13 protein-coding genes and 1 tRNA gene are annotated in these 18,353 nt (G+C 65.5%); 5 read left to right on the forward strand and 9 right to left on the reverse strand.

The window, feature by feature from the left end:
• The first annotated feature begins 19 nt into the window (after positions 1-19).
• Positions 20-490 (forward strand): NUDIX domain-containing protein, encoded by a 471-nt coding sequence (locus tag EL272_RS12800; protein ID WP_061788185.1) that lies wholly within the window; start codon positions 20-22, stop codon positions 488-490.
• A gap of 211 nt (positions 491-701) precedes the next feature.
• Here EL272_RS12800 and topA read toward each other — a convergent pair whose 3' ends face one another.
• The 6 genes from topA to EL272_RS12830 form a co-directional block, all read right to left on the reverse strand.
• Positions 702-3,389 carry a type I DNA topoisomerase gene (topA, locus tag EL272_RS12805; RefSeq protein WP_061788186.1) on the reverse strand — a complete coding sequence of 896 codons (2,688 nt, stop codon included), beginning with the start codon at positions 3,387-3,389 and terminating at the stop codon, positions 702-704.
• A gap of 87 nt (positions 3,390-3,476) precedes the next feature.
• Positions 3,477-4,625 (reverse strand): DUF7926 domain-containing protein, encoded by a 1,149-nt coding sequence (locus tag EL272_RS12810; RefSeq protein WP_061788187.1) that lies wholly within the window; start codon positions 4,623-4,625, stop codon positions 3,477-3,479.
• Positions 4,626-4,924: 299 nt separating this feature from the next.
• A complete protein-coding gene (locus EL272_RS12815) occupies positions 4,925-6,577 on the reverse strand; it encodes a DUF7926 domain-containing protein (RefSeq protein ID WP_061788188.1) in 1,653 nt (550 codons plus the stop codon).
• A gap of 259 nt (positions 6,578-6,836) precedes the next feature.
• On the reverse strand, positions 6,837-7,733 hold the full coding sequence (locus tag EL272_RS12820) for a hypothetical protein (RefSeq protein ID WP_061788189.1): 897 nt from the start codon (positions 7,731-7,733) through the stop codon (positions 6,837-6,839).
• A gap of 189 nt (positions 7,734-7,922) precedes the next feature.
• Positions 7,923-10,274 (reverse strand): DUF5979 domain-containing protein, encoded by a 2,352-nt coding sequence (locus EL272_RS12825; RefSeq protein ID WP_014847640.1) that lies wholly within the window; start codon positions 10,272-10,274, stop codon positions 7,923-7,925.
• A gap of 449 nt (positions 10,275-10,723) precedes the next feature.
• On the reverse strand, positions 10,724-11,371 hold the full coding sequence (locus tag EL272_RS12830; protein ID WP_126409468.1) for a TetR/AcrR family transcriptional regulator: 648 nt from the start codon (positions 11,369-11,371) through the stop codon (positions 10,724-10,726).
• 117 nt (positions 11,372-11,488) lie between these two features.
• Here EL272_RS12830 and EL272_RS12835 point away from each other — a divergent pair, with 117 nt between their 5' ends.
• Positions 11,489-13,159 carry an oleate hydratase gene (locus tag EL272_RS12835; RefSeq protein WP_061788191.1) on the forward strand — a complete coding sequence of 557 codons (1,671 nt, stop codon included), beginning with the start codon at positions 11,489-11,491 and terminating at the stop codon, positions 13,157-13,159.
• Between the two features lie 162 nt (positions 13,160-13,321).
• Here EL272_RS12835 and EL272_RS12840 read toward each other — a convergent pair.
• Positions 13,322-13,395: transfer RNA gene (locus EL272_RS12840), tRNA-Gly, on the reverse strand.
• Between the two features lie 95 nt (positions 13,396-13,490).
• On the opposite strand from EL272_RS12840, the gene ppgK reads away from it, so the two are divergent.
• Positions 13,491-14,267: a polyphosphate--glucose phosphotransferase gene (gene ppgK / locus EL272_RS12845; RefSeq protein WP_014847645.1), complete on the forward strand. Its 777-nt coding sequence runs from the start codon at positions 13,491-13,493 to the stop codon at positions 14,265-14,267.
• 326 nt (positions 14,268-14,593) lie between these two features.
• Here the strand turns inward: ppgK and EL272_RS12850 are convergent, their stop codons facing one another.
• The gene (locus tag EL272_RS12850; RefSeq protein ID WP_061788192.1) at positions 14,594-15,433 is read right to left on the reverse strand and encodes an undecaprenyl-diphosphate phosphatase; all 840 of its coding nucleotides are present in this window, start codon (positions 15,431-15,433) and stop codon (positions 14,594-14,596) included.
• 273 nt (positions 15,434-15,706) lie between these two features.
• The gene (locus EL272_RS12855) at positions 15,707-16,666 is read right to left on the reverse strand and encodes a bile acid:sodium symporter family protein (protein ID WP_014847647.1); all 960 of its coding nucleotides are present in this window, start codon (positions 16,664-16,666) and stop codon (positions 15,707-15,709) included.
• Here EL272_RS12855 and EL272_RS12860 point away from each other — a divergent pair.
• Both EL272_RS12860 and EL272_RS12865 read left to right on the forward strand, forming a co-directional pair.
• Positions 16,665-17,027, forward strand: a complete 363-nt coding sequence (locus EL272_RS12860) for a hypothetical protein (protein ID WP_126409470.1) — start codon at positions 16,665-16,667, stop codon at positions 17,025-17,027. The two genes, EL272_RS12855 and EL272_RS12860, sit on opposite strands and share 2 nt — an antisense overlap.
• 180 nt (positions 17,028-17,207) lie before the next feature.
• The gene (locus EL272_RS12865; protein WP_061788193.1) at positions 17,208-18,062 is read left to right on the forward strand and encodes a fructosamine kinase family protein; all 855 of its coding nucleotides are present in this window, start codon (positions 17,208-17,210) and stop codon (positions 18,060-18,062) included.
• Positions 18,063-18,353 lie beyond the last annotated feature (291 nt).

Below are 18,353 nucleotides of genomic sequence, written 5' to 3' on the forward strand. Positions count from 1 at the left end.
CCTCCTGGACAGGTACCCCATGACTCAGACCTCACCCGCACGCAAGGCGGTTCGAGCCCTTCTCGTCAATGGGCGCGACGAACTGCTGTTGATCCATTGGGAAGACCCATTGGATGGACACGAGATCCTGGAGCCACCTGGTGGGGCGGTTGAACCTGACGAGAGTCTCGAGGCTGCGCTCCTCAGAGAAACCGCCGAAGAGACCGGCTGGGATATCCAGCTGTGCGGCACTCCTCGCCCCCACTTCCGAAAGACCACGTGGGCAGACCAGACCTATGAGGGGACGGAGTGGTTCTGCCTGGCCCGGCCGCTGACGGCGGGCCAACAAACACTCGAGACCTACGAGCGGCCTTGGTTCAGGGGAGTGGAGTGGGTTCCGATTGATCACCTGCATGTGAGCCAGATTCCGTTGGAGCCGCCCCATCTCGTCTCGGTGCTGAAGGACGTGATGGGGCAATCTCCAGAATCCACGGGCGGGAGTCTCTCATGAGGCGCGTCTGCCCAAACGCCTTCCTGATGCCATCGGCGGTCACGGTCATGGGGACGCTGGCCTCCGAAGGAATTGTTGCGCCCCGGGTTTGGTGGAGGCAGTGATGACAGGAAGGATCACTGCACATGGGACAGAGGAAGTACCCGTTGGAGTTGCGTGAGCGGGCGACTCGGATGGCGTTGGAGGCGCTGGCCGAGCCTGCCCGGCTCAATCAAGCCTTAGGGGTGGTCTTCTTCCGCGTCGTGGTCTTCTTCGCTGCGGTTGTCGTCTTCTTCCTGGTGGTGGTCTTCCGGGCGGGTTTCTTAGCCGGGCCCTTGGCGCGTTTCTCCGCGAGCAGTTCGAAGGCGCGTTCCGGGGTGATGGTCTCGGGCGAGTCGTCGCGGCGCAGGGTGGCGTTGGTCTCGCCGTCGGTGACGTAGGGGCCGAACCGCCCCGACTTCAGCACGACGGGTTTTCCGCTGGCCGGGTCGGCGCCGAACTCCTTCAGCGGGGGCGCGGCGGCCGCTCGTCCGCGAACCTTGGGGGCAGCGTAGATGGCGAGGGCCTCATCGAGGGTGATGTCGAAGATCTGTTCCTCGCTGGTCAGCGACCGCGAGTCGCTGCCCTTCTTCAAATACGGCCCGTAGCGGCCGTTCTGTGCGGTGATCTCGACGCCCTCCAGGTCCTTGCCGACCACCCGGGGCAGGCTCATGAGGCGCTGCGCCGCGGCCAGGTCGATGCTGTCGAGGGACATCGACTTGAACAGCGACGCCGTCCGGGGTTTCACCGACTTCGGGGTGCCCTCCGGCAGCACCTCGGTCACGTAGGGTCCGAACCGGCCGTTCTTCGCCACCACCATGCGCCCGGATTCCGGGTCGACGCCGAGTTCGCGTTCCTCGTCGAGGGGGCGGCTGAGCAACTCCTCGGCGACCTCCGCGGTCAAACCGTCGGGCGGCAGGTCGTCGGGGACGTTGGCGCGACGCCCGTCGGCGGCCTCGACGTAGGTGCCGTAGCGTCCAACACGCACGTCGATGCCGGAGTCGCCGAGGGGAAAGGTCGACAGCCCCTTCGCGTCGATGTCGCCGAGTTCGGTGACGAGCTTCTCGAGGCCCTTGGCGGTGTTCCCGTCGGGGCCTCGGTAGAAATCGGTGAGGACCTTCAGCCGTTCGGCCCTGCCGCCCGCGATCTCGTCGAGCAGTTCCTCCAGCTGCGCGGTGAAGGTGTAGTCCACCAGCTCGGTGAAGTGTTCCTCCAGCAGCCGGGTGACGGCGAACGCCAACCAGGTCGGCACCAGCGCGGAGCCCTTCTTGAACACGTAGTCGCGGGCGGTGATGGTGCGGATGATGGAGGCGTAGGTGGAGGGGCGGCCGATCTCCAGCTCCTCCAGTTTCGCCACGAGCGAGGGTTCGGTGTAGCGGGCAGGGGGTTTGGTCTCGTGCCCGGCCGCCTTCACCTTCTCGGCGGCGAGTTCCTGACCCGTGACAAGTTGCGGCAGCCGCGACTGCTTGTCGTCGCTGGCGGAGTCGTCGTCGGTGCCGGCGACGTAGGCCTTCAGGAACCCGTGGAAGGAGATGGTGCGACCCGATGCGGTCAGTTCGGCGCGTTCCACCGTGCCCGCCCCTGCCTGAACCGGCGCGGTGGGGGCGGCTGAGATGGCGACGCTGACCTGTTCGCCCTTCGCGTCGGCCATCTGGGAGGCGAGGGTGCGCATCCAGATCAGCTGGTAGAGGCGGTGGGCGTCGCCGGACAGGCCGGTGGCATCGGGGTGGGTGAAGACGTCACCCGCGGGCCGGATGGCCTCGTGGGCCTCCTGGGCGTTTTTCACCTTCGAGGCGTAGATGCGGGGTTTCGGGGGCAGGTAGTGGGCCCCGAACAGCTGCTCGACCTGGTCGCGGGCCGCCGCGATGGCGGACTCCGCCAGGGTGACGGAGTCGGTTCGCATGTAGGTGATGAAGCCCTTCTCGTAGAGCTCCTGGGCCACCGACATGGTGCGTTGCGACGTGAACCCGAGTTTCCGGCCGGCCTCCTGCTGGAGGGTGGTGGTGCGGAACGGCTCGTAGGGACGACGGGTGTAAGGCCTGGCCTCCACCTGGTCGACGCGGAACGCGGCTGCCTGGAGGGCCGCAGCGAGCGCAGTGGCGGTGGTCTCGTCCAGTACCACGGCGGACGCATTGGTGGGCTGACCGGTGGAGTCGAAATCGCGGCCCTGGGCGACGCGCACCCCGTCGAGGGAGGTCAGGCGCGCGGGGAAAGTGCGGGGATCCGCCTCGGCGCCGCCGTCGAGGGTCACGTCGAGATCCCAGTATCCGGCGGGCACGAACGCGATGCGCTCCCGTTCCCGGTCGACGACCAGGCGGGTGGCCACGGACTGCACCCGGCCCGCCGACAGTTTCGGCATGACCTTCTTCCACAGCACTGGGGAGACCTCGTAGCCGTAGAGGCGGTCGAGGATGCGGCGGGTCTCCTGCGCGTCGACGAGGTCGGTGTCGAGCGGGCGGGGGTTGGCGACCGCCTCGGCGATGGCCGACGGGGTGATCTCGTGGAAGACCATGCGGTGGGCGGGCACCTTGGGTTTGAGTTCCTCCATCAGGTGCCAGGCGATGGCTTCGCCCTCGCGGTCACCATCGGTGGCGAGCAAGAGTTCGTCGGCGGTCTTGAGTTTCTGTTTCAGTTCCCGCAGCGTCGCCTTCTTGTCGGCGGCCACGACGTAGAGGGGTGCGAAGTTGTCGTCGATGTTTACGCCGGTGCGCGCCCACTTGAGTCCCTTGTACCTGGCGGGCACCTCGGCGGCGCCGGTGGGCAGGTCGCGGATGTGACCGCGGCTGGACTCCACCGTGTAACCGTCGCCGAGGTAGCCGGCGATCTTCGTCGCCTTGGTCGGCGATTCCACGATCACGAGTCGCTGCCGCTTTTCCACCATGGTGTTCCTGCCTCCCGTCTTCCGCATGGGAACAATAGCCCAAGGATCAACCCGGGCAATTCAAGGAAGCCGAAAGGCAGGTCGCGGTTACGCGCTCTCGGAAGCCAGGGGCGTTTCGACGGGACCGGAGGGCAGCATCACCTTCCCTGCGTCGCGGTAGCTGACGGTGGAGGCGAAGGTTTCCTGGTATCTGGTCTCGGTGGTCACCGGCTCGCTGACGTTCTCGAAGGATGTGGTGTTGACGTAGGTGGCGGACTTGTCGACGGTCTGGTTGTCGTTGAACAGGGAACGCAGTTTGACGTGATAGTTGCAGCGGCTGCTCCACGGGCCGTTCATGGTGAGGACGCTGCGCTGCTGAGCGGAGATGTCCACCTTCAACCGGAATCCGTCGACGCTCTTGCCGATGCCGTCCGCGACGACGCGGGAGAGGCCGGCGTTCGGGTTCCGCGGATCGGCACACTCCTCGATCACGCGGCTGTAGGCCCAGTCGGCGGAGTCGTGGGAGAAGCTTCCCGGAGTGACGGTGTTGTTCATGACGACCCGGGAACCGGACGGGTAGTTCGTGTTCAACCAAGCGCCGGGGACCGTGACGTCCCAGTTGACTCCCTTGGAGTTGGATGTGAGTTGTTCTGCCTGGCCGCTCGGTTTGCCCGCGGGCTGCCACGGCACGGTGGGTTTGACGGTCACGGGTTTGTCGTAGGGCATGGGAATGGTCTGGGTCCTGCCGTTGATCCGGACCTCGGCGACCGCGACGGTGGTGGTGGCGGCGACCTGGAGGTTGACGCGGATGGAGCCCTTGACGTCCTTCTTCCTACGGACCGCCTCCTTGAAGACGCAGCTGATGGTCGAGTTCGTTCCTGTGTTGTTGAGGGCGCACTCGCCCGCTCTGGTCCCGTCGGCGGTGGTCATCGGTCTACGGGCGGTGGTGTCCTGGAGCCTGAGGAAACTGGGAAGCTCGATCGTGAACTCGTCGCCGAACGCCACCCGGGTGTTGCTTCCGTCGTAGTTGACGTCGAGTTCGAGGTGGTCGCCCTGCCAGACCTCCTGGCGGTCGGCGACGGGGTTTCCCGACTGGTCCACGTGTTTGAGGACGGCATCGGTGAAGACGATTTCGGAGTTGATCCTCGCCTGCGCCGGGGCCGTCCCGGCGACGAGGAAGGCGGCCAGCGTCGCGATCACGACGAAGACCACGGTCGCGACACGCCGCCACGACGTGCGCGAACGTTCAAGACGCATTTTCCCTCCCGGGTGTTCAAACGCCGGAGAGTCCACAAAGGTTCCTGGCGACGATGAGCATCGCATGGCTGACGATAACTCTTGAAGACGGTTTTCGGGTAGTCCCCGCGAAGAATCTGCGCACCGGCACCTCGCGGGATTCACGGGAGCGGGCTGCTCGGGCGCCTCGCGCGCACCTCACGGAGCTTCGTTCCCGTGCGAAGAGGCCTGTCCCCGAGAGGGGGAAACATGGGACAGGCCTCTCCGCGGGGCCCGGACCGGGAGGGCTCCCCGGCCTGGGCCTTTTCGTCCTGCCGGACTCAGCCTTCGTGGCCGGTCCTGGGCAGTCCGGGTCTCATGGGCGTCGGCACTGTTTTGGGAGCCTTCGCGGATTCGGAGGGGTCAACGGGATCCGATTCCCCGGGATCGGCCGGGTCGGTGGGGTCGGGATTCCCGGGATCGGGGGCCGGGGGCGCCGGGGGTTCACCGGTTGTCCTGGTGGCGTTGTTGGTCAGCAGGACGGGCAGGGTGGTCTGGTCGGCGACGGTGAAGGTCGCGGTCCTGGAGTCCCCGCCAATGGTGACCCGGCTGTCCTCGGAGGAGAACTTCGGGTCCCCCCAGGTGATGCCGTTGGCGGCCGGGTTGGCGGTGGCGACGTCCTCGGTGAGGGTGATCTCGGTGCCCGCGGGGAAGGTTACCGACGGGGTGGTCTGGCCGACGGTGACCGTCATCCTGGCTGGGTTGGCGGGCGCGTCCCAACCTGGGAAGTCCGCAGCGGTCTTGCCGTTCGGCAGCTTGTAGGCGACGGTGACGTCGAACTTCTGCCCAGCCGGGGGGACTGCGCTGCCCGCGCTGGCCTTGGTCACCTGGAAGCCGCCGAAGCCCTGACGGTAGGAGATGGTGGCACTGAACGACTCGAAGTAGGAGCGGGTGAACACGTTGGTGTCCTTGTTCGCCTCCACGAGGTGCGCCTGGTTGCGGTATTCGTGACCGGGGACGATCCTGCCGCCGCCAGTGAACCTGGTGTCGAAGTCGATGCGGTAGTTCTTGTCGGTGGAAAGTGAGCCGGTCACCTTGAAGGTGACGGTTTTGCCCTCGAAGGAGGCCTGGATGCCGTAGCCGTCCTTCTTGACCTTTCCGTCGGCGGTGGCGACGACGCGTTCGGTCTCGCCGGTGCCGTCCGGGCCTGCCTGGACCTCCACCAGTTTGATGGTGGCGGGATCGGGAACCTCCAGACCGTCCTGGATGACGTCGGTGGCGGTGACCGGGCCGCCGTTCGGATAGTTGGCCTTGAGCCAGGAACCACCCAGCAGGACACGCCAGTTGATCCAGGTGCTGTTGGTGCCCACGCCCTTGGCGCCCTTGGTGAGCCGGGTGCTGGGTTTGAACTGCACCGCCGGGCGGAGGGTGATGTCCTCGTTCCAGGGATGGGCGACGGTGTATTCCTTGCCGTTGATGGTGAGGACGCTGGAGGTCTTGTCGGTGGTGCCCAGGGCCAGCAGCTGGGCCTGGATCTTGCCCACGACATCGAGTTTGCCCTCTATGGCATCGCCGAAGGTGCAGGTGATCCGGCTCTTGTCGACCTTGCACTCGCCGGCCTTTACGGTGGCGCCCTTCGAGTCGGTGTACTCGAGGGGTTTGATCACGTCACCACGGGAGTTTCCGCCGTCCCGGTTGACGAAGGGCTCAGGCAGGTCGATGGTGAAGGACTGGCCCGGTTTGGGGTTGGCCTTGGTGGCGTCGAAGTCGACGTTCAGGTAGAACCAGTCCCCCTTGTAGAGCTGGCGGCCGGGGGCGGGGATCGCCTCACCCTTGTCGGTGACGTGGGTGAGGGTAACCGGCCCGAACTTGATGTCGGTGTTCTGGTCGGCCCGAGCGGGGGAACTGCCGGCGCTGAGCAACGCTGCGGAGGCGACCACGAGGGCTGCGGCTGCGCCGGCCGCCCGTCGCAGAAGCGAACGCGGGTGATTCATCGGTACCTCTCACTGGCGACACGGCCGGAAGAAACTGCTTCCTCCCGGTGTGGCGAGTCGTTGAAGGACGAATCGCCGACGAAAGTATAGGTACTCGTCGACCTTTCGGCCAATTCACCTGCTCAGAAGTGATTTGCCCTCCGCTACGCAGGGGTTTCCTGGACGGCTGCCCTCCGTCGGTCCGTCTGGTTTCAGGGCACAGTTCAGCGGCCGGCCTCCCCGTGGGACCCGGGGCCGGTTCCGATTCGTGGGTGAGGTCTCAGCCCTGGGGCCAGGAGGGCATGGAGAGCAGGGTGAAGGTGGTCAGCGCCTCATGGGGAGCCACCAGGGCGCTGTAGACCCCCGCCTCGACGCGCCGCATCCCGCGCTCCTGCGCGGCGTGGGCGTCGTGCGCCAGGGACATGATCTCCCAGCGCTCGCCGTCTTCGGTGATGCGCATGGCGCGCACCGGGATGCCCTCCCAGGTTCCATGGACCTTCACCACCCCGGCCTGGGCGATCCGGTCGAGTTCAATGACGATGCGCCGCTGGGCGCCGTTGTCGTCGCGGCGCAGCCCGATCACGTCGCGCAGCGACCCGTCCTCGCCGAAGTTGAACTGCCCCGGGGAGAAGGAATCGGCCTCCTTGACGCGGAAGGCCTGCATGCTGAGCGGGTCGGGGCTGCCGGGCGGGGTTTTCGTCCCGTCGGGTTTCTTCCAGCCCATGAACAGGCCCCGGTAGGTGGCGACGACCTCGGCGGCCGCTCCCCCGGATTCCCGCCGCAGGATCTGCGCGCCAGCCCGCAGGATCGTCGGATCGACGTATAGCCTCGAGGCCTGGGGGTCGCTGGGCAGGGCGACGACGCCGTCGCCGTTGAAGGGCGGCAGTTCCAGGAAGTCTCCCCTGGCGACCGCGCGCTCCTCGTCGGTGGTGCCGCCCATGGCGGGGTAGACGGTGTCGGTGGGCAGCAGCGGGAAGCGCAGGGTGTGGACGACGTCTGCTCCGGCCAGGGGACCGTCGGGCCCATCGAGGTCGAGCGCAGCGACGAGATCCTTCGCGGGATCCTCGGGGTTGATCGAGTCCGCGGACACGGCGTAGCCGAAGTTGAGCGCGTACCCGCGCTCAAGGTATGCCTCGAGCAGGTCGGGGGCAAGAAGCTTCTCGAGCCAAGTCGTCATCGGATTCTCTCTCCGTCGCGGAAACCTGTTAGCAGGATCATGTCACTTCTTGGCGCCGCGTTCAGAGAACGAGCATGTCGAACAGATGGACAACAACTTCTCCAGTCGGGTTTCACGCGGCAGCAAGGAAATGATAACGGCCGGGCCGGGAGATTCTTCCCCGGCCCGGCCGTTCACCGGATCGCCCGGTCAGCTGCCGGTCCTCGGCAGGCCGGGCCTCACGGGCGGTCTCCTCGTTCCCTGTCCCGTCGGCGCCGGAACCCCGGGGGTGGTCGGGTTCACCGTGACGGTGGGCCCAGCCGACGAGGTCGGGCCGGGCGAGGCGCTCGGATCACCGCTTTGCGACGGCGAAACGCTCGGAACACCGGTCGGCTGCGGCGACGGCGAAACACTCGGGACAACCGACGGCGAGGCGGAGGGCCCGGGGATCGGGGCGGATTCCTTGGTGTAGGTGTTGGTGACGTTCACCTTGACGGTGTCATCCTTGACGACGGTCACCGCCTGGCCCTTGTCAAGGGTCAAGGAATAGCCGGCACGCGGAGACGGCACCTCGGAGACCACCTCACAGGTGGTGCCGGCCGGGAACCTGCCAACCACCCTGTCCTCACCCGCGGTCACCGCCACAGTGCCCGTGGCGGCGACGGCACCATCATCGTCCTCACCCGCGGCGGAGCACTTGTACTCGATACCGAAGGTGTCGGTACCCTCGGATCCACCGGTGACGAGGGTCTTGGAAATCGCAAACACACCAAGATCCTTGGTGTAGGTGTTGGTGACATTCACCTTGGCGGTATCGTCCTTGACGACGGTCACCGGCTGACCCTTGTCAACGGCCAAGGAGTAACCAGCACGGGCCGCCGCAGTCTCGTCCTCGGAAATCACCTCACAGGTGGTGCCGGCCGGGAATCTACCCACAACCTTCTCCGCACCAGCACTCACATCCACTGCACCCTCAGCAGCGACCCCACCCTCACCAGCAGCTGAACACCTGTAATTCACACTGAACGTGTCAGCCCCGGTGGAACCACCATCAACAACAGCCTTGGAAATCGCAAAGGCTCCGTTGGGGGAGGCCTCGGTGGTGTTCATCAGCGAGACGGGAAGGGTCACCTGGTCCTCGACGGTGAAGGTGGCCTGGGTTTTGTCGCCGTTGATGCTCACCTTGTTGTTGGCCGACGAGAACACCGGGGCACCCCAGGCAATCCCGGGGGTCGCGGGGTCGGCGGAACTCGCGTCCTCGCTGAGGGTGACCACCGTTCCCTTGGGGAAGGTCGGCATGTACGGCGTGGTGTTCCCGACTGTCACGGTCAGTTTCGTCGGGTTCTCAGGCGCGTCCCAGCCGGGATAATCCGCTGCCGTGGTGCCTGCCGGCAGGGCGTAGTTGACGGTGACGTCGAATTTCTGGCCCCGCGGCGGGACCACGTCGCCCCGGATGTTCTTGCCTACCTCGAAACCACCGAAACCCTGCTTGTAGGTGACGATTGCCTTGAAGGACTCGAAATAGCTGCGAATAGCAGTGGGAGTGGTGTGGCCCGCCTCGACGAAGGTAGCAGCATTGGTGTACTGGAATCCGGGAACCACCCTGTCACCGCCCGTGAAGGGGGTGCTGAAATCCACCCGGTAGTCCTTCTCCGTGGAAAGCGGTCCCTCGACCTTGAAGGTGACGGTCCGCCCCTCGATGCTGGGGGTCACCTTGAAGCCGTCCAGCTCACCGGTGCCGTCCCCCTTGGCGACGACGCGGTCGGTGGCCTTGCCGGTGGCGGGATCACCGTACACCTCGATGAGCTGCACCGTGGAAGGATCCGGCACCTCCATGCCCACGCTGATGGTGTCCTTGATGGTGACGGGTCCGCCGTTGGGGTAGTTGTTCTTCAGCCAGGTGCCACCGAAGATGACGCGCCAGTTGATGACCTTCGATCCGGAGCCGACCCCGGTGGCCCCCTTGACCGCCCTGGTGCCCGGGGTGAACGGCACGATCCCGGGCGCGACGATGTCCTCGCCCCAGGGGTGCTGGAGCACATGGTTCTGTCCGTTGATGACGAAGGTGCTGCTGGTCCTGGACGTGACCCCGTCCGCCACCAACTGCGCCCGGAGCGTCCCCAGGATGTCTGTGCGGCCCCGCACCGCGTCGTTCAGGGTGCACGTGATGAGGCTGGCCTTGATATTGCAGTCACCGACCTGAGTCGCACCCACCATGAGGGGTTTGATGACCTCCCGCTGGGAGTTCCCCGCGTCGCGGTTCACGAATGGTCCGGGCATGGAAATGGAGAAGGTGTCCCCCGGCTTAGGATTGGCGGCCGTTGCGTCGAAGGAGACGTCCAGGAAGAAGAAATTCCCTCGGAGAAGCTGCCGCCCGGGAGGCGGTACGGGATCCCCGGTCTCGGTGACGTGGGTCAATGTCACCGGACCGAATTTGATGGCGTCGTTCTCCTCAGCACGCGCCGGCGTGTCGTGTGCCGGGATACCCAACACGGCCAGCACGAGAGCAGCCAGCACCGCGATGAAACGCCGCCACGGCGACGTCTTTCGGACATCGGTCATGAATCCCCCTCCTGAAACCCGCGACCCCGGAAAACCGCCCGGGGGAACGCAATCACGGGTCAGCATAGGGGCAATCCCCAGCGCCCGGAAAGCGGGATTGGAAATACTTTTCCTTCATCACGGCAAACAGCCAATCAAACCCGGCGAACGGGGTCTAACTTTCGGGTCGCGGAACGGTTCCCTCCTCTCCAAAACCGATTGAGCCAGCACGTGAGGCTCACGCGAACAGCTGAGTCGAAACCGCCCAGAACCCGAAAAGCAAACCCGACCACAAAGCCCCGAATACACCCACCATGGTTTCGACACGACCCACTCGCTGACGCTCGCAGGCCGGCTCAACCAGCTTTGATGCGGAACGGTTTCGACACGACCCACTTGCAGAGCGAGCAGACCAACCCCGACCAGATTCCCCGTTTCCGTCCCCGCACCTTCCGCCGTACGCGGCGGATTCAGGTCTTGAGCAGCGCCCCCGTGAGGAAATCGACGGAGCGTCGCACCCGAGCGGGAAGATCCGCCATGGCGCTGCGCCCGGTGATGACCTTGACGATGTCCAGGTACAGCACGGCGTAGATGGTGTGAGCGATGTCCTCGAGATCAGCCGAGGGGTCTCGCGGCTTCGCCTGGTGGAGCAGCAACACCTGAAGGATGGCCTGTTCGACGCGCGAGACGCTGCTGGTGGCCTTTTCCCGGTGCTCGACGCTACCGAACAGGGCCTCGCGCTCGTACGCGAGCATGTTCTCGGGGTGGGTCATCGACTCCTCGACGAAAGGCCGCAGGATGGCGATGATCGACTCGGCCATCGCCCGCCCCTCCGTCGCCTCCGACAGGCCGGCCTCGATGCCCTCGGCGAAGCGACTGTTCATCACGGCGACGAGCAGTTCGGCCTTGGAGCCGGCGTACCTGAACAGGGTGCCCACCCCCACCTCCGCGGCCTCCGCGATCTCCGCAGTGGTCACCGCCTCGTAACCCTTCTCGGCGAAGAGCCTGGTGGCGACCTCCAGGATGCGTTCCTGCTTGGCCGTCTTCTTGCGTTCGCGCAGCGAGGTTCCCGGCGCCGGTATCGGCTGCTGCATGTTCATCGTCACCACCTGGCTCACGGGACATCGTTAAGACTGCTTCCACGATACCATTTTGGAGCGCACTCCGAACGGAGTACAATCCGTTTCAGGGACGTCGCGGAGGGCGCGACGTCGGATGGATGAAAGCTGGGAATCATGACTCGCAGGGCGTACATGATCGGGGCGGGGATCGGGAACCTCGCCGCCGCCGTCTATCTGATCCGCGACGGCGGCTGGCGCGGCGATCAGATCAAGATCCTGGGGCTTGAAACGCACGGGGCGAACGACGGCGCGGCCGTCAAGGAATTCGAGGGCGAGTACGGGCACCGCCCGCTGGGCAATTCCGAGGGTTTCCTCAACCGAGGCGGGCGGATGCTCAACGAGGAGACCTACGAGAACTTCTGGGACGTGATGGGCAGCGTGCCGTCGCTGGACCAGCCGGGCAAGTCCGTCACGCAGGAGATCCTCGACTTCGACCACGCGCACCCCACCAAGGACATCGGCAGGCTGATCGACTCCGAGGGGCTGCGCGTCTCGGGCCCGAAGGGCTACCGGCACATGCAGTTCACCAACAAGCAGCGCCTGCTGTTGACCAGGCTGATGATGCTGCCGGAGTCGCGCGAGAGCGAACTCGACGACGTCTCGATCCGCGATTGGTTCGCCGAGACACCGGACTTCTTCGAGACGAATTTCTGGTGGATGTGGCAGACCACGTTCGCCTTCAAGGATGTCTCCTCCGCGGCCGAACTGCGTCGCTACATGAACCGCATGATCCTCGAGTTCTCCCGCATCAACACCCTGGAGGGGGTCACCCGCACGCCGTACAACCAGTACGAGTCGGTCATCCTGCCGCTGCGCACCCACCTGCAGGGGCAGGGCGTCACCTTCATCACCAACCGCAAGGTCACCGAGTTCGTCTTCGCGGACACCCCGCTGCGCGACGAGATCATCGTCACCGGCCTGAGGTACGAAGAGGTGGACAACGACGACGCCGAGGGCCTGATCGAGGTGCGCCCCGAGGATCTCGTGTTCGACACCAACGGTTCCATCACGGATTCGACGTCGATCGGGGACCTGGACACCGCGGTCGTCGAGGACCACCGTTACTCGCCGTCGGCCCTGCTGTGGAAACAGGCCGCGGGACGGTTCTACAATCTCGGCCACCCGGACAAGTTCTTCAACGACCGTTCGCAGTCGGAGTGGACGAGCTTCACCGTCACCACCTCCGATCACGACCTCATCAACGAGATCTCCCGGCTGACCCGTCAGCTGCCCGGAAACGCGCTGAACACCTTCGTCGACTCCACTCCGTTGATCTCCCTGGTGGTGCACCACCAGCCGCATTATCACGCCCAGACCCCCGAGCAGGGAGTCTTCTGGGGGTATGCGCTCCATCCGCGCCGCTCGGGAGATTTCATCGGCAAGCCGTTCATCGAGATGACGGGGCGGGAGATGCTGCTGGAGACGATCGGGCACCTGGGTCGCATCGACACCACCGCACATCCGATCACGGATCGCGTCGATGAGTTGATGGCGACGGTGATCAACGTGGTGCCCGCTCACATGCCCTACGCGTCGGCCCTGTTCAATCGGCGCACCACGCTGGACCGCCCGAAGGTGGTGCCCGACGGGTCGAAGAACCTGGCGTTCGTCAGCCAGTTCGCCGAGATGCCGTTCGACATGGTTTTCACCGAGCAGTACTCGGTGCGGTGCGCGCAGGTGGCCGTGTACACGCTGCTGGGCCTGGACAAGCCGTTGACGGCGCTGCATCACTACGAGCGGGATCCGCGTGTACTCGCCAAGGCGACCAGGGTGATGTTCCGCTAGACGAGGACGCTGGTGTGGTCTGATTCCAGCCGCCAGCCGCTCTCCCCCGACGCGGATTCGCCTGCCTTGCGGTCAATCGCCTGCGCTGTGGCGCTGGCCTTTGCCGACAGGGCAGGCATTCGCCCGCGAAGGCCAGCAAACCGGATCTAGGGATGGAGAAGATGGAGCGGGCGACGGGAGTCGAACCCGCCTCTGAAGCTTGGGAAGCTTCCATTCTACCGATGAACTACGCCCGCGCGTCGCTCAAGGACGGGCCCAGTCTAGCGGAGGTTTGCACCCGCTTGGCAAGCCGGGATGCCCCAGGGCACCGCGGAACCCCTATGCTTGCCGCATGAATATCCTGGGCATTGACGTTGGCGGCTCCGGCATCAAGGGTGCCCCTGTTGATCTGACGCTAGGAGATTTCGCCGAGGCCCGGGTGCGCATCCCCACCCCTGCCAAGTCGAGTCCCAAGAACGTCGCGGCGGTGGTGGCGGAGATCATCGAGAACTTCAAGGAGCAGATCCCCGCCGGTTCCCGCATCGGCTTGACCGTTCCCGCCCCCGTCGTGCACGGGAGGGTGCCGTTCATGGCGAACCTCCACAAGTCGTGGGCGGGATTCGAAGCAGCGACGTTCTTCGAGGATCGGCTGGGACGTCCCGTCACCTTGGTCAACGACGCCGACGCCGCCGGGCTGGCGGAGGTCCACTACGGCGCGGCGAAGGGCAACGACGGCCTGGTGATCATGACCACCCTGGGCACCGGCATCGGCAGCGCCATCATCCATCGCGGGGTGTTGGTGCCGAACGCCGAACTGGGGCACGTGGAGCTCGACGGTTTTGACGCGGAGACCCGCGCCGCCTCCTCCATCAAGGAGAAGGAGAAGCTCAGCTACAAGGAGTGGGCTGTTCGTCTGCAGCGCTACTACAGCCACATCGAGATGCTGTTCTCCCCCGACCTGTTCGTCGTCGGTGGTGGGGTTTCGAAGGATTCGGAGAAGTTCCTGCCCCTACTGCAGCTGCGCACCCCCATCGTCCCGGCAAAGATGCGCAACCGGGCGGGAATCATCGGCGCCGCGCTAGCGGCACAGGACGCGAACCTGCACCCCGACTCCTCCCAAGCCGGTTGAGCCGGGCACTCCCTCCCGAAGCTGGTTGAGCCGGGTCGCGAGGAACGAGCGACCCGAGTCGAAACCCCTGACACCCGGTAGCCAAACCCGGCACAAAGTCCCGAACACCGACAAGAGGTTTCGACACGACCAGCTCGCAGAGCGAGCAGGCCGGCTCAACCAACTTCCACCCCCACAAGCCGGTTGAGCCGGGTCGCGAAGAACGAACGACCCGAGTCGAAACCACCCGGAAGCCGAGAAACAGACCCAACCACAGTCACCACGGTTTTCGACACGACCTACTCGCTGATGCTCGTGAGGATCAGCTCAACCGGCTCTGGGATCGCTCAGGCGGAGACGAGACCGGCGAGGATCAGAGCGATGATGACCGCTCCCAGGATCACGCGGTAGATGAGGAAGCTCGTGAACTTGTTGGAGGAGACGAACTTCAGCAACCAGGCGATGGTCGCGTAGGCGACCACCCCGGAGACCACGGTGGCGACGATCGTCGGCCCCCAACCGATTGAGGCGTCGGCGATGTGTTTCCCGGCGGTGATGGCCTCTAGGCCGCCGGCGGCCACAAGAGCGGGAATGCCCAGGAAGAAAGACAGGCGGGTGGCAGTCACCCGGTCGAAACGCAGGAACAAGCCGGCCGAGATGGTGGCGCCCGAACGGGAGATGCCCGGGAAGACCGGGGAGAGGGCCTGGAAGCAGCCGATGACCAGGGCGTCCTTGATGCTGACGTCCTTCATGCCCTTGGTGAGGTTCTGCTGGCGGTCGGCCAGCCACATGGCCACGCTCCACACGATGAGCGCCCCGGCGATGACCCACATGGAACGGACCGGGCCCTCGATGAAGTCCTTGAGCAGCAGTCCCACCACGGCCACCGGGATCGAACCGAGGATCACACCCCAGCCCAGCGTGTAGTCGGGGTCCTGCCTGGCTGCCTTGTTGGCCAGGCCCTTGAACCACGCCACCACGATCCGGACGATGTCCTTCCAGAAGTAGATGATCGCGGCGAGGATGGCACCCACCTGGATCACCGCGGTGAAGGCCGTCATGCCTTCCGAGTTGATCTCGTAGCCGAGCAGTTTCTCGACGATGTTGAGGTGTCCTGTGGAGGAGATGGGAAGGAACTCCGTGATCCCTTCGACGATGCCGAGGATGACGGCGTGCAGCCAGTTCATGGGTCTCCTGGGGGTCGGGCCGGACAGCAGCAGGGCCGAGGTTATCACTCGGGTCGGACGAGCCGAAGCGGCGGCGGAACCACGAGACGAGGGGCCCGGCGGGGGTTCGAGACCCTATGTGTTTCGCGGGAAACGACGACACATGGATTCAATCGAACACATGAGGCATAACTCTGCGCGCGGCTTCCTCAACCGCATTCCAAATTTCCGCCACTGCCCGCGAAACCCGCATCGGTCCAGGTGTTGCCGGCCGGGGATTTTGCCCACGATTTCTCAGTCGTCTCCCGGGTTGGCCTCGGGTAGGCGCCGCTGGATGGCCAAGGAGATCAGCGCCGCCGTGACCTGCTGGAACAGGGTGGAGATGATGACGGGAAACATCGTCGCCGCGGGGAAGAAGGCCGCTGCGATCACCGCACCGGCGTTGATGTTGCGCATCCCCGACCCGTAGATCATCGCCACCGTGACCTCCCGGCCCTGCCCCGTCAGGCGCGCCGCCAACCAGCCGAACCCGTAACCGGTCAGGGAGATCAGGAACATGACGCCCGTGATCACCAGGAGCATCGGGTCGAGGGTCCGCACGATCGGCGCGATGCGCGTCGAGGACGCCAGGATCACCACGACGATCCCGAACTTCACCACCATCTGCAGCCAAGGAATGAGCCTCCCGCTCACCCTGCCACCCGTCGCCTCGTTGAAGACGACGGCCAACACCGAAGGCGCCAGCACCATCACCACCATGCTGCGCATCAGTTCACCGGAATCCACGGAGACGTGGGCGCCGGTCAGGAACTCCACCCCGAAGGGAAGCAGAACCGGGGTCAGCACCGCATCCACGAACACGGCGACGAGCCCGAGTGTCAGATCACCCCCGCAGATCGCTATCCACGCAAACCCCGCACTCGCCGTCGGGACCAGGAACTCCAGGACCATTCCCGCGGCGATGTCGGGACTACCCGCGAACCCCAGCCGGGCCACCGCCCACGCGACGACGGGCATCACGACGTGAAGAATCCCGAGGATCAGGAGCAGCGGCAGTGGATGACGCAGCGTCTCGACGATGCTCCTGGCACGCAGGGTCGAAGAACCGGCGAAGACGATGACGAAGAAAACCGGCGCGATGGCGGGCAGCAGGACCCCGAACTGCCCGGGAAAGAGCACCGCCACGACGATCGACAGTGGGACGACGAAGGGCATGAGGGCCGACAACCGGCGGTTGAGTTGGTGCGATGTCATGATGATGGTCCCATCCTTGCACGCCGGCCACCAGGAAATGGTGCAGGTGGGAACGTCGCTCCGGATCCCCAGCGAGCCATTGCCGGGTCCGCCTGTCGGCCGCCGGACGGTTTCGGCTCAACCAGCTGAACTTGAAGAAGACGAACCCCTCTCCCTGGGCACGAAACGTGGAAGAAAACCGGTTCAACGTCGCGTGACGACGTCGAACCGTCGAGCCTCCGTGATTCATGCGCGGGGAAAAGACGTGAACCGCTACAGCTTTGTGGTCGGGTCTACCTACCGGGCGCCGGATGGTTTCACCACGGGCCGCTCGTTCCTCACGACCCAGCTCAACCAGCTTGTGGGGGTGGAAGTTGGTTGAGCCGGCTTGCTCGCTCTGCGAGCTGGCCGTGTCGAAACCATCTCGCGCATGTCCGAAAACTCGTTGTCAGGTTCTGACTACCGGATGCCAAGGATTTCGATTCGGTCCGCTCCTCCGTCGCAGCCCGGCTCAACCAGCTCTCCCCGGATCTCACGGATCTGCGCCGGTAGGTTGGAGGGCATGTCGCTTCCCGAAGAGCTGATCGCCGACCTCGACGTGATCCGCGTCACCCCGGTCCGTGGCGGGGACATCGCACGGGCCTACCGAATCGACACCCCCTCCGGGCCGGTGTTCCTGAAGACGCACCCCTCCCCCACCCGGATGCTGTTCGAACGCGAGGCGCGCGGCCTGCGGGCTCTGCGGAAGGCCGCACCGCCTGAACTGCGGGTTCCCGAGGTGCTTGCCGCATCGCCCCGCGGGCTGGTACTCGAATGGATCGACGAGGGCAGGCGCGGCCCCGCCACCGAATCGGCGCTGGGGGTCGGCCTGGCCCGGTTGCACAGCCTGCCCGCACCCCACTTCGGCGGCCTCGACGGCGACACGTCGGGATATCTGGGTTCCGTCGAGGTGGACCTGACCCCGGCGTCGTCGTGGTCCGAGTTCTACCTGGAACGCCGGGTGCTGCCGCTGACCCGGCGGGCCGTCGCGGAGAAACGGGTGCCGGCCGAGGCCCTGCGACTGCTCGATGTCCTCTCCTCCCGTATCGACGAGCTGTGCGGCCCACCCGAGCCCCCGTCGCTGGTCCACGGCGACCTCTGGGCGGGCAACCGTCTGGTGGACGTCACGGGCATCAACTGGCTCATCGACCCGGCCGCGCACTACGCACATCGCGAGTTCGACCTGGCGATGATGGCGCTGTTCGGCGGTTTCGGGGCAGAGGCGTTCGCCTCCTACGACGAGGCCCACCCGCTGGCCGACGGCTGGCAGAAGAGGATTCCCTGGCACCAACTGACCCCGCTGCTGGTTCACGCCATCCTGTTCGGCGGCGGCTACGGCGCCTCCGTGCTGTCGACGCTGCGACGGCTCGCCGCCTGAGAGAGGGTGTGCTGCGAAGTGGTTTCGACACGGGCCGCTCCTTCGTCACGACCCGGCTCAACCAGCTTCGGGGCGGGATGGTTTCGACACGGGCCGCTCGTTCCTCGCGACCCGGCTCAACCAGCTTCGGGGCGGGATGGTTTCGACACGGGCCGCTCCTTCGTCACGACCCGGCTCAACCAGCTTCGGGGCGGGATGGTTTCGACACGGGCCGCTCGTTCCTCGCGACCCGGCTCAACCAGCTTCAAGAGTGGTTCCGTCACGGGTAGATCCCTTGTCACAGGCCGATTG

It is taken from the genome of Arachnia propionica (assembly GCF_900637725.1).
GTDB lineage: Bacteria > Actinomycetota > Actinomycetes > Propionibacteriales > Propionibacteriaceae > Arachnia > Arachnia propionica.

Bases quoted from the DNA above. Each gene is read 5' to 3' on its own strand.
- EL272_RS12800 (WP_061788185.1), top strand. From the start codon at position 20: ATGACTCAGACCTCACCCGCACGCAAGGCGGTTCGAGCCCTTCTCGTC.
- EL272_RS12815 (WP_061788188.1), bottom strand. From the start codon at position 6,577: ATGAATCACCCGCGTTCGCTTCTGCGACGGGCGGCCGGCGCAGCCGCA.
- ppgK (WP_014847645.1), top strand. From the start codon at position 13,491: ATGAATATCCTGGGCATTGACGTTGGCGGCTCCGGCATCAAGGGTGCC.
- EL272_RS12835 (WP_061788191.1), top strand. From the start codon at position 11,489: ATGACTCGCAGGGCGTACATGATCGGGGCGGGGATCGGGAACCTCGCC.
- topA (WP_061788186.1), bottom strand. From the start codon at position 3,389: ATGGTGGAAAAGCGGCAGCGACTCGTGATCGTGGAATCGCCGACCAAG.
- EL272_RS12860 (WP_126409470.1), top strand. From the start codon at position 16,665: ATGATGATGGTCCCATCCTTGCACGCCGGCCACCAGGAAATGGTGCAG.
- EL272_RS12825 (WP_014847640.1), bottom strand. From the start codon at position 10,274: ATGACCGATGTCCGAAAGACGTCGCCGTGGCGGCGTTTCATCGCGGTG.
- EL272_RS12820 (WP_061788189.1), bottom strand. From the start codon at position 7,733: ATGACGACTTGGCTCGAGAAGCTTCTTGCCCCCGACCTGCTCGAGGCA.
- EL272_RS12865 (WP_061788193.1), top strand. From the start codon at position 17,208: ATGTCGCTTCCCGAAGAGCTGATCGCCGACCTCGACGTGATCCGCGTC.
- EL272_RS12855 (WP_014847647.1), bottom strand. From the start codon at position 16,666: ATGACATCGCACCAACTCAACCGCCGGTTGTCGGCCCTCATGCCCTTC.
- EL272_RS12810 (WP_061788187.1), bottom strand. From the start codon at position 4,625: ATGCGTCTTGAACGTTCGCGCACGTCGTGGCGGCGTGTCGCGACCGTG.
- EL272_RS12850 (WP_061788192.1), bottom strand. From the start codon at position 15,433: ATGAACTGGCTGCACGCCGTCATCCTCGGCATCGTCGAAGGGATCACG.